This is a genomic window from Staphylococcus sp. HMSC071G07, assembly GCF_001811435.1.
Classification (GTDB): Bacteria; Bacillota; Bacilli; order Staphylococcales; family Staphylococcaceae; genus Staphylococcus; species Staphylococcus pettenkoferi.
Genome location: NZ_KV804765.1, coordinates 1 through 10964 on the forward strand (window position 1 = coordinate 1; position 10964 = coordinate 10964).

The 10964-nt window shown below is 37.3% G+C and carries 11 protein-coding genes; 6 read left to right on the top strand and 5 right to left on the bottom strand.

What is annotated here, in order from left to right:
- Window positions 1-188 precede the first annotated feature (188 nt).
- The 4 genes from HMPREF2802_RS03845 to HMPREF2802_RS03860 form a co-directional block, all read right to left on the bottom strand.
- The gene (locus HMPREF2802_RS03845; protein ID WP_070502818.1) at window positions 189-1178 is read right to left on the bottom strand and encodes a peptidylprolyl isomerase PrsA; all 990 of its coding nucleotides are present in this window, start codon (window positions 1176-1178) and stop codon (window positions 189-191) included.
- Between the two features lie 235 nt (window positions 1179-1413).
- The gene (locus HMPREF2802_RS03850; RefSeq protein ID WP_002471140.1) at window positions 1414-1971 is read right to left on the bottom strand and encodes a DUF3267 domain-containing protein; all 558 of its coding nucleotides are present in this window, start codon (window positions 1969-1971) and stop codon (window positions 1414-1416) included.
- 259 nt (window positions 1972-2230) lie between these two features.
- Entirely contained in the window at window positions 2231-2596 is a 366-nt protein-coding gene (locus tag HMPREF2802_RS03855; protein WP_049408168.1) for a YtxH domain-containing protein, read from the bottom strand.
- Between the two features lie 79 nt (window positions 2597-2675).
- Window positions 2676-3101, bottom strand: a complete 426-nt coding sequence (locus HMPREF2802_RS03860; protein ID WP_070502819.1) for an HIT family protein — start codon at window positions 3099-3101, stop codon at window positions 2676-2678.
- 128 nt (window positions 3102-3229) lie between these two features.
- Between HMPREF2802_RS03860 and HMPREF2802_RS03865 the strand changes: the two genes are divergently transcribed.
- On the top strand, window positions 3230-3967 hold the full coding sequence (locus tag HMPREF2802_RS03865) for an ABC transporter ATP-binding protein EcsA (RefSeq protein ID WP_070502820.1): 738 nt from the start codon (window positions 3230-3232) through the stop codon (window positions 3965-3967).
- Window positions 3964-5187, top strand: a complete 1224-nt coding sequence (locus HMPREF2802_RS03870; protein WP_070502821.1) for an ABC transporter permease EcsB — start codon at window positions 3964-3966, stop codon at window positions 5185-5187. The genes HMPREF2802_RS03865 and HMPREF2802_RS03870 overlap by 4 nt, the downstream gene beginning before the upstream one ends.
- A gap of 144 nt (window positions 5188-5331) precedes the next feature.
- On the opposite strand, the gene HMPREF2802_RS03875 is transcribed toward HMPREF2802_RS03870, so the two are convergent.
- Entirely contained in the window at window positions 5332-5832 is a 501-nt protein-coding gene (locus HMPREF2802_RS03875; protein ID WP_002472700.1) for a hypothetical protein, read from the bottom strand.
- A gap of 368 nt (window positions 5833-6200) precedes the next feature.
- Here HMPREF2802_RS03875 and hemE point away from each other — a divergent pair, with 368 nt between their 5' ends.
- The 4 genes from hemE to HMPREF2802_RS03895 all read left to right on the top strand — a co-directional run bounded on the left by hemE (window position 6201) and on the right by HMPREF2802_RS03895 (window position 10499).
- A complete protein-coding gene (gene hemE / locus HMPREF2802_RS03880; RefSeq protein ID WP_070502822.1) occupies window positions 6201-7235 on the top strand; it encodes a uroporphyrinogen decarboxylase in 1035 nt (344 codons plus the stop codon).
- 52 nt (window positions 7236-7287) lie between these two features.
- Entirely contained in the window at window positions 7288-8211 is a 924-nt protein-coding gene (gene hemH, locus HMPREF2802_RS03885) for a ferrochelatase (protein ID WP_070502823.1), read from the top strand.
- 25 nt (window positions 8212-8236) lie between these two features.
- A complete protein-coding gene (hemY, locus tag HMPREF2802_RS03890) occupies window positions 8237-9634 on the top strand; it encodes a protoporphyrinogen oxidase (protein WP_070502824.1) in 1398 nt (465 codons plus the stop codon).
- Window positions 9635-9941: 307 nt separating this feature from the next.
- Window positions 9942-10499 (top strand): RBBP9/YdeN family alpha/beta hydrolase, encoded by a 558-nt coding sequence (locus HMPREF2802_RS03895; protein WP_049411132.1) that lies wholly within the window; start codon window positions 9942-9944, stop codon window positions 10497-10499.
- The last annotated feature ends 465 nt before the right edge of the window (window positions 10500-10964 follow it).

Below are 10964 nucleotides of genomic sequence, written 5' to 3' on the forward strand. Positions count from 1 at the left end.
GAAAATTTGCTCAAGAATTTATTTTAAGCTTGATTTTTATTTATCTCAGAAGTCAATTTACATTTATGTCTCATGCTCTTTTTTGATATACTGATTTAATTTGAGATTTCGATGTTAAGCGGACACACAGAATACGAAAAAAGCGCAGTTGAACGTTATCGTGGTTCAACTGCGCTTTACTATATCGCTTAGCCACCCATAGACATGCCTTGGCCGCCTTGCATCGCTTGTTGTTGTTCTTGTTGCTGCTGTTGTTGCTTAATTTTTTGCGGATCAAGAATAGAGTCTTCAATCGCTTTCTTGATGTCACGGTCTTTATAATCTACTTTGTATTTTTTAAGTAAATCTTTGTAAGCATCTGTTAAGAGCTTAGGATTTTTTTGAACTTTTTGTTGGATAATCTTAGATTTAAGTTTACCTTTTTCTTTATCGAAATCATCTTCTTTATTTGCTTTGATGATATGGTAGCCATAGTCCGTCTTCACGACGTCAGAAACTTGTCCTTCTTTAAGCTTGAAGAGTGCTTTTTCAAATTTTTCATCCATTTGACCTTTATAAACGTAACCTAAGCTACCGCCTTTTTTGGCTGTTTGTGTATCTTTAGATTCTTTCTTAGCAATATCATCGAATTTATCTGGATCTTTATCCACTTGTTTTTGAATATCTTCAGCTTTTTTCTTCGCGTCTTTATCAGATAAGCCTTCTTTATCTTTCTTATCTTCTTTCACTTTGATGAGGATATGTGATGCTTTCTTCGTATTGTCTTTGATATCTTTATCAGACACTTTCACTTTATCTTCTAAAAGTTGTTTCTGATAAGCTTGAAGACGTTTTTCTTCTTTATAGTCATCGATAGACATATGTTGTTGTTTCAACATGCTTTCGAATTGGTCTTTGCCACCGTATTGTTTTTCTTCTTGTTTCACTTCTTTATCGATATCTTTCGTATCAACTTTATCTTTATATTCCTTATTGAGAAGCTTGTTAAGTAAGATTTGGAACGAACTGTTAGCGATTTGTTCGTCACCAATTTTATGCATCACATCAGCTACTTTAACATTCCCAGCTTTAGATGTAATTAATGTATTATCTTTAGAATCTGTTGCGTCATGCCCACAACCTCCGAGTAGAAGGGCACTTGCAGTTAAGGGTATCAGTACTTTTTTAAATGCTTTCATCGTCAAACTCCTTTTGTAAGAATAACATCGCTAATATAACATATTATTATTTAAGCACCAATTGAAACTGAAATCTATTGGACTATAGTATGAACGTGTTTCAACTCGTGACGTCAATTGTTAGTATCGCAAAGATTTCGGACTATGCAAAGTAATATCTTAAAGTTACTGTTTGTAAAAAGAAGGTGAGACGGCATCGCAGGGCTTGCGGCGTCTCACCTTCATCAATTTCCAATTATATATGATATCTACCATCTGTTTTTCTTAAAATATTAATACCTGTTTGATGTTCTTCAATATAATTGCCTTCATTCGACAAGAGAATCATTTTCAAGTATAAAAAGTCTAAAATTGAAAAACCCATGTTCAAAGCTACGATAAACATAAAGTAGTGTCCTAAACTTAAAAAGTGTTTCGTCAAGATAATGCCAAGCGCCGTAATAATGATAAAAGGTAAGATTAAACCTAAAGCAAAATAATATTTATTGACCGGCGTATTCACATAAACATTGTAAAACGGCAACGCTTTCTTTTTATTAATCTTATAAATGCGAAAAGATTTATAATACGGTAATAAAAATAATAAATGGAACACTTTGTGTAACGGATAAAGCAAGAGCGCACCGAGTACGAAAAGTAAAAAATAGTGGTCTGTTAAAGGCTCATTCGAATAGTAATGCATAATTTCATAACATATTAAAAATGAAATAATCGTAGTGACGAAACCTAAAAATGCAAGACGTGGTAAACCGAAACGAGCATTGATATCAATTTGTCTCGTACATATAAACATAGGCGTTACTCCTTACTTTAACTTCTGTTCGTTAACTTCGTTGCACTTAATCACTTTAGTATTATCTATTCAAATGGCTCATGCGTCAAGTAAGGATTGAGAACAACACAAAAAAGGTAGGGCGAAAGCATCGTCTTGGCTTCGACCTACCTTAATTAATAAGGCGTGCGTTAGGGTGCATTATGAAATTGATATACGCTCATATTATTAAACAAAAGAGCACCTTCAACTCACGTCATTTATTTAAATGTGAGACGTTTTATTTTTCAAATGTCTTTGAAATTTCTTCGCCTCTATTTTGTAAATTCTCGATATTAGATTGGATACGTTCAATATTTGGATTAATATCAGATTTAAAGTTACCGATGAGTTCTTTCACTTCATCGCCAATAGAACTGCCGAACGCTGTACTTTCAGATTTGATTTGAACTGCATAGTTTTTAATATCGTTAATACTTTGTTTAATCGTATTGATTTCTCTATCAAGTTCAGATTCTGCACCTACAGGTTGTTTCGCTTGTGCATGAGATACTGGCGCATTTTTACGATTACGATTCATCAATACGACACCTAAACCTGTCGCAATACCAGCGCTCGCACCAAGTAGTAATTGCACTGCTTTCATATTCATTCTCCTCACATTAACAAAGTCTCTTATCATACTTATTTATCATTGTACCCGTTTCACAATGGAATAAGCATCGTTAGTCAAATTGCGAACGAATTTGTTTAGCGATTTCTGCTTTTTTATCATCATTTAACTCATCTTCATGCGTTTCCCATTTGTAACCGAAACCGTCCACATCATTCTCATAACGTGGTAAGAAATGGAAATGAAGATGGAAGACAGATTGATCAGCGAATTCGCCGTTATTTTGCACAATATTGAGTCCATCTGGATTAAATGCTTGTTTAATCGCATTTGCCACTTTAGGTAGTGCTTCGCCGATATGTTTCATCGTTTCTGCGTCTGTTTCAAAGATGTTTGCAGAAGGTTTCTTAGGCACGAGTAACGTATGCCCCTTAGTGACTTGAGAAATATCTAGAAACGCATACACATAGTCGTTCTCATATACTTTGTGACTTGGGATTTCACCATCGATAATTTTACTAAAAATTGTTTCAGACATCTTTACCTCACTCCTTGTTATTATCATAATTTCTATTATAGCATTATTCAAATTGACCCGTCATTTCATGCTAGCATCTTTATGATTCTGTGCTACAATTTGGTAGAATACATGTATGGAGGTGCCGTATGACAGTACAAGTTGAACATCTCACAGGTGGTTACGGCAAGAAACCTGTGATTAAAGATCTCAATTTCGAATTGAATGAAGGTGAAATCGTAGGTTTGATAGGATTGAATGGTGCAGGTAAAAGTACAACAATCAAGCACATCTTAGGACTATTGCAACCTACTGAAGGGCAACTCTCAATTTCAGGAACGAATATTCAAGATGACGTTGAAACGTATAGACGTAAACTCTCATATATTCCTGAAGCGCCCGTAATATATGACGAATTAACTTTAGAAGAACATATTTATATGACAGCGATGGCTTATAATATTAGTCGTGAAACTGCGATGAAAAGAGCACAGCCATTACTTGAAACTTTCCGTTTAGAGAAAGAGCTCAAGGTCTTCCCTAGTCATTTCTCTAAAGGGATGAAACAGAAAGTCATGATTATTTGTGCATTTATCGTAGAACCTGAACTTTATATCATCGACGAACCGTTCCTTGGGCTCGACCCGTTAGGAATTCAATCTATGCTTGATCTCATGGTAGAGAAAAAAGGGGAAGGGCGTACCGTCTTGATGAGTACGCATATTTTAGCGACGGCTGAACGCTATTGCGATCGTTTCATTATTATTGACCAAGGTGAAATTGTAGCAATAGGCAACTTAGATGAGCTCCGTGAACAAACGGGATTGACGGATAAGACCTTAGATGAGATTTATATTCACGTGACGCAAGGTGGTACACGCGTATGACGGTCCAAGCGCAAACGTTGTTTAAAACGCGTAAAGAGGCTATCGCTAAGGAAAAGCGCTACTACAACAAATTTATCTTTAATGGTCATTTCTCAGTATTTCTTGTCCTCTTACTAGGAGCATTTATCCTTGGCTACGGTCAATGGTTGCGTGCTATACCTAAAGGAATCAATTATTCACTCATTACGAGTATCATCTTCGCCTTAACTTCGATGTTTCCGGTACGCACGTTATTGAAAGAAGCGGACAAGTTATTCTTACTACCATTCGAACGACATATGACACGTTATATGCGTTACAGCCTAATTTATAGCTACTTGCAAAGAATTGCCTTACAGATCGTGCTACTCATTGTGTTCTTTCCTTTGTTCTACCAAATCAAAGGTCACACGTACGGATTCTATATTCTGTTTGCCGTCCTTGCTATCGTTGCACCATTCCTTGGTTTAGTGCTGAAATGGCAATGGTTTAAGTATGGTCTTGAGAATTGGTCTGTGCACGTTGTGTTATTCATTATCTTTACGATGGGATACTATGTCGCACTCGATGTGGGTAAATTCACGAGTGTGGCTATCATAGGTGTGCTCATCGCATTTGCATTCTTTATCTGGTTAGCGAGTCGCAATCATCTCTTTCCTTGGGAACGCATGATTCAAATTGAACAGCAACACCATACGAATTACTACAAATTCGTCAATATGTTCACGGATGTGAAACATCTCAGTGAATCTGCAGTACGACGTCGTTATTTAGATCCTTTATTATCTGTACCTAAAGGTTCTAAATTCTCAAGTGAACGCATGTATTTATTCTTATTTACGCGTAGCTTTGCGAGAGGGAAAGATGCGTTTAACATCATTCTACGTTTAGTCGTTATCGCGGCAGTATTGATGATTTGGCTACACCAACCGATCATCAGCCTAATTATCGGCAGTCTATTTATGTATATTATCTTACTTCAAATGGCACAGTTCTATACGCAACAAGCCTATGGTTTGTGGCCGCAAGTTTGGCCAGTGGATGATAGTAAAGTGATTAAAGGTTACCGTCAGTTCCTTTATCGCTTAATGATTGTCGTTGCGGTGATCTTTATCATTATTTATGCGTTCATTGCTATCCAATATATCCTGGCAAGTCTGGTCTTTATATTGGTAGGCTGGCTTACAATCATCAATATTGTTAAAAAGTTAAAATATCAAGAAACGCTATTACGTGATTGATATAAAGAAGAATCGAACTTTAAAAAGATCGATCGTTTTCAAGTTATTTCTTCAAACATAACTAACAGCCCACAAATGTTTTGTTCATTTGTGGGCTGTTAACTGTATTTTATCGTTTTTTAAAACTTTTACATATCCATCTACTTATTCTTCGATAGGGAAGAGGTAACGTTCAAAGTAGCTTGAATGTTGACCTGAAGAACCGAAGAACTGACTTAATGCAGATTTAGCAAAGTTGTCTTGGAACGTTGCGGATTGTTTGAAATCTTCATAGTCTCTGCGTGAATTAAATCCGAAATAGATTTTATACGTCATGCCTTTTTCTGGTTTTAAGAAACGGTAACTTCTGAAACCAGCAAATTGGCTGAAATCAGGTGAAATGTTTTTTAATTTATTCTCAAGTTGATATGCATGATCTTCGGATGTTGGTATAAATAATACAGAGAAGAATTGATCTTCATCGAGTTCACCTGTTGCATTCACAACATCGTAGACGATAGGTTGTTTGAGCACAGTCTTGCCATCTGTCTCCTCAAAGATTACTGAAGAGTCAGGTGCAGAGAACTGTAAGAGTGGATGTTCCGGATGTTTAACTCGAATTTGATTCAAATAGCCATAAGTACCGTATGTCGCATATAATTTCATAGCGATTACCCCCTTGAGCTGTCTTTATTTCTATGATTGTTCACGAGTGATTCACCATTCAATTGAAGCATATGATGTTCACCTTACATTTATTCATAACTTAAATATCTAAGTGTTAAACATTTTTCTAACGTTTCATACACGTTCTTATCCTCATTTTAATAGTAAAAAGTCATTTAACGTGCTAACGGTAGCGTCAAGATATGTTATGATAATGATTGTTTAATAATATAACATAAACGTTGCGACAATGCTTTTCTAAACGTAAGCTGTATGTCTTTTTTGTGACATTTAAGCAGTTTAAAATACCGCCGAAAAGTCAATGTGGTAATATAGATAAGAATGATTATAAAGTAGGAGGAAGCGCGGTGTCTAATAAGAACAATACTATTCTAGATATGATTCAAGGCAAACCTGTTTCTCATACGCCTGTATGGTTTATGAGACAAGCAGGTCGTTCACAGCCAGAATATCGACGCTTGAAAGAGAAATATTCACTCTTCGAAATCACGCATCAACCTGAATTATGTGCGTATGTAACGCATTTACCGGTAGATAACTATGGGACTGATGCAGCAGTACTATACAAAGATATCATGACACCGTTAAAGCCCATAGGTGTAGACGTAGAAATTAAATCAGGCGTAGGGCCTGTAATTTCAAATCCAATTCAGTCTATTCAAGATGTGGAGAAATTAGGACAAATCGATCCTAAACGCGATGTACCTTACGTCTTAGATACAATTAAATTATTAACTGAAGAGAAACTAGATGTGCCGCTCATCGGTTTCACAGGCGCGCCATTTACTTTAGCAAGCTACATGATTGAAGGTGGCCCGTCTAAAAACTATCACTTCACGAAAGCAATGATGTACCGCGATGAAGCAACATGGTTCGCGTTAATGGATCATCTCGTAGACATGTCTATTGCTTATGTTAGTGCACAAATTGAAGCAGGTGCAGAACTTATCCAAGTATTTGATTCTTGGGTAGGGGCACTTAATGTGAGTGACTATCGCCGCTATATCAAGCCTGCGATGCAGAAACTTATTTCCGGTATTAAAGCTCAACATGATGTACCTATTATCTTGTTTGGTGTAGGTGCGAGCCATCTTGCTCAAGAATGGAATGATCTACCGATTGATGTGCTCGGTTTAGACTGGCGATTATCTATTCAAGAAGCTAAGCAGTTAGGTCTTAATAAAACGCTACAAGGTAATTTAGATCCTTCACTATTATTAGCGCCATGGGACGTTATCGAAGAGAATATCAAGCAGATTATTGATCAAGGTCGCGATTATGGCCAACACATCTTCAACCTTGGACACGGCGTCTTCCCACAAGTTCAACCTGAAACGTTGAAGAAAGTGACGCACTTCGTACATGAGTATTCACGTCGCTAGGTAACACGCATTTTACACAAAGAAAAAGTTAAGTAGAAAAGGATGGTCACGTATGACTCGAACTGTAGGTTTACTCGTAATGGCATATGGAACGCCATACAAAGAAAGCGATATTGAACCATATTACACTGACATTCGTCATGGTAAGAAACCTTCAGAAGAAGAGGTTCAAGATTTAAAAGATCGTTACGAATTTATCGGAGGGCTTTCACCGCTCGCACATACCACAGACAAGCAAGCTGAAGCTTTAAGAGATGCATTAAATGAGGCATATGAGGATACGACGTTTAAGTTATACATCGGTTTGAAACACATCCATCCTTATATTGAAGATGCGGTCGAAGCGATGCATCAAGATGGTATCGAAGAAGCGGTAACTGTTGTGTTAGCGCCTCATTACTCATCATTCTCAGTAGGTTCTTATGATAAAAGGGCTGAAGAAGAAGCTGAGAAATATGGCATCAAAATGACACATGTGAAGCATTACTTCAAACAACCTAAATTCATTCAATATTGGACAGAAAAAGTAAATGAAACATTGGAAGAAATTCCAAAAGGTGAACATGACAAAACTGTGCTTGTGGTCTCAGCACACAGTTTACCTAAAGGCATGATTGAACGTAACAATGACCCATATCCTCGAGAATTGCATGAAACAGCAGAATTGATGCAAGCACATTCTAATATCATTCATGTAGCAGAAGGATGGCAGTCAGAAGGTAACACAGGGACACCATGGCTTGGACCTGATGTGCAAGATTTAACGAGAACACTTTATCAAGAACACGGCTACCAACATTTTATCTATACGCCCGTTGGTTTCGTCTGTGAACATCTCGAAGTACTCTATGACAACGACCATGAGTGTAAAGTCGTATGTGACGAACTCGGAGTCAATTATTACAGACCTCAAATGCCGAACACGGATCCACTGTTTATCGGAGCTATTGTGGATGAGGTACAATCAATCTACTAAGCAAGTAAAGGAAGCGTGAATTCAATTGGCAAGACAGATAGCGATTATTGGTGCAGGAATCACTGGTCTATCGAGTGCATATTATATTAAGAAACAACGTCCAGATGTAGACGTGACAATCTACGAAGCTACAGGACGTCCTGGCGGTAAGATTAAGACTTATCGTAAAGATGGTTATACGATTGAACTAGGGCCAGAATCTTATTTAGGACGTAAACGTATCATGACAGATGTTGCGGAAGATATCGGTTTAGGTGACCAACTTGAGACCAACCGTACAGGGCAATCATATATTTATGCGAAGAACAAGTTATATCCTATCCCTGGTGGCTCTATAATGGGTATCCCCACTGACGTGAAGCCGTTTCTTAAGACGCGCTTGATTTCCTTTAGAGGCAAGCTACGTGCAGGTTTAGACTTGTTTAAAAAGCCTATCAAGATGACGGACGATATTTCAGTTGGCGACTTCTTTAGAGAACGTCTTGGTGACGAAGTGCTCGTAAACTTGATTGAACCTTTAATGGGTGGTATTTACGGTACCGATATAGATAAGTTGAGTCTGATGAGTACATTCCCTCAATTTAAGCAACGAGAAGAAGAATATGGCAGTTTGATTAAAGGCATGAAACACGAGAAACAAGAACGTCAGCGTAAGAAACAACTTTATCCAGGCGCCCCAAGCGGTCAATTTCGTCAGTTTAAAAATGGTTTAAGCTCATTTATTGAATATCTCGAAGATTATTTAATTAATAAGCTGAATGTTGAAATTAAATATAATACACCGGTTGAAGATATTATCGTTTCTCAAACTAATTATGATTTAGTCATTGATGGGGAAGAAGTGGAATATGATGGTGTAGTTGTCACAACACCACATCAAATATTTATGAAATGGTTTGAGCATGATCCTGCTTTCGACTATTTCAAGACGATGGATTCTACATCAGTTGCAACAGTAGTCTTAGCCTTTGATGCGTCTAACATTGAGAACACTTATGATGGCACAGGTTTCGTTATTTCAAGAACGAGTGATACGCGTATCACAGCTTGTACATGGACGAGCAAGAAATGGCCTTTTACCACGCCAGAAGGCAAGGTGTTACTGCGTGCCTATGTAGGTAGACCAGGCGACACGATAGTTCAAGATCATACAGATGAGGAAATTGTGCGCATGGTGACTGAAGACTTAAGCAATATGATGGTCTTCAAAGGTAACCCTGACTTTAGTATCGTTAATCGTATGCCTAAGAGTATGCCACAGTACCATGTAGGGCATATTAAAGCGATTCATGAGATTCAAGATCACATCCAACAGACGTATCCACGCTTGCGTATTACAGGCGCACCATTTGAGGCTGTGGGCTTGCCAGACTGTGTGAAACAAGCGAAAGAAGCAGTAGAAAGTCTGATGGAAGATTTTTAGAAGTGTAGCAGTGGGCGAATTTGTAAAGAATCGAGACAAGTTCGACTGCTTTATTGGTCAAATTGATAATGAATTAGATTGAGTATAGAACTCGGCTGATATTGCATGGTTTAATTATTTACCGTTCCATAATTTTAGGTTATGGGGCGGTTTTTTTTCTTTTAAAAGGGGAGGAGACGTGCTCGTGAGGATTTTTGTTTATCTTCGGCAGGGGTAAGCCCGCTCATGAGTTACAAGTGAAAGTATGTTAAAATGAACACAAATTAAGAACGTAAGATGAATTCGGAAAAGTAAGGGAGCAAGTTATATGACAGATGTAATTATCGTGCATTCAAAATATGGTGATTCGACAAATCATTGGTACGAATGGCTCAGCAATAACTTACAACTTGAAGGATATCACGTCACATTATTTAATTTACCTGTAGAAGATAATGATGCGATTGCACATTGGGTAGAAGAAATGAATGAACAAATACATATTCGTAAATATGAAACGTATTTCGTTACACATGGCTTTGGTACAATCGCTAGTTTAAAATATCTTGAGCAATCTGATGTTGAACACATTGAAGGATTCTTCAGTATTTCAGGATTTAAGGAAGATGCGAAAGATATTGATGAAAATATTAACTTAGATGGCATTTCTATTGATTACGAAGCTGTGAAGAAGAAAGTCGATCGTTTCTATGGTTTATGTTCTAAAGATGATCACCATGTCTCTTATAAAGAAACAGAACGTCTTATGAAGGCGTTGGATGGTCGTTGTAAAGTCACTGAAAGAGGCGGACACTTCCTTGAAGATAATGGCTTTACGACGTTCACAAAGCTACAGAATCGCATGCAAGGTATTATGAGTGATTGATTAAGAGGAGGGCGTGGGGCTCTCCTTTTTTAGTATAGTATAGTGAGTGGCTAAGACGAGAAAGAGCGTCTAAACTAAGCGTGAGGTGTGTCATTCTTATTTTGTAGAGTAGGGTAGGAGGGGAGATTAACGGAAGAGTCAATTCTAGTTTGAAAATGAGGATGGATCGAAATATGAGGTAGGCTTTCAAGAAAATTTTTGAGACCATTTAAACACTTTACGTATAGTTATGGATGATGTAGTGCTTTTTTACAATAATTTCTTAGTGCAATGCATTGACTTTCTTTGTGAAAGTTTATATACTGTAAAAGTCTTGTTAATGAGGCACCCAAATGTGAGTGCTTTATTAAAGAACTTGTAAAACTAATGTAAATTAGTTGTTGACTTACCTTGAATTAGATGATATATTAGAAAGGTAGTCTTAAATAGTATTAGCGCGGGATGGAGCAGTTCGGTAGCTCGTCG

Excerpts from the sequence above, each read along its gene's own strand:
- HMPREF2802_RS03855 (WP_049408168.1), bottom strand. The coding sequence starts at position 2,596 with ATGAAAGCAGTGCAATTACTACTTGGTGCGAGCGCTGGTATTGCGACA.
- HMPREF2802_RS03895 (WP_049411132.1), top strand. The coding sequence starts at position 9,942 with ATGACAGATGTAATTATCGTGCATTCAAAATATGGTGATTCGACAAAT.
- HMPREF2802_RS03870 (WP_070502821.1), top strand. The coding sequence starts at position 3,964 with ATGACGGTCCAAGCGCAAACGTTGTTTAAAACGCGTAAAGAGGCTATC.
- HMPREF2802_RS03865 (WP_070502820.1), top strand. The coding sequence starts at position 3,230 with ATGACAGTACAAGTTGAACATCTCACAGGTGGTTACGGCAAGAAACCT.
- HMPREF2802_RS03850 (WP_002471140.1), bottom strand. The coding sequence starts at position 1,971 with ATGTTTATATGTACGAGACAAATTGATATCAATGCTCGTTTCGGTTTA.
- hemH (WP_070502823.1), top strand. The coding sequence starts at position 7,288 with ATGACTCGAACTGTAGGTTTACTCGTAATGGCATATGGAACGCCATAC.
- HMPREF2802_RS03845 (WP_070502818.1), bottom strand. The coding sequence starts at position 1,178 with ATGAAAGCATTTAAAAAAGTACTGATACCCTTAACTGCAAGTGCCCTT.
- HMPREF2802_RS03875 (WP_002472700.1), bottom strand. The coding sequence starts at position 5,832 with ATGAAATTATATGCGACATACGGTACTTATGGCTATTTGAATCAAATT.
- HMPREF2802_RS03860 (WP_070502819.1), bottom strand. The coding sequence starts at position 3,101 with ATGTCTGAAACAATTTTTAGTAAAATTATCGATGGTGAAATCCCAAGT.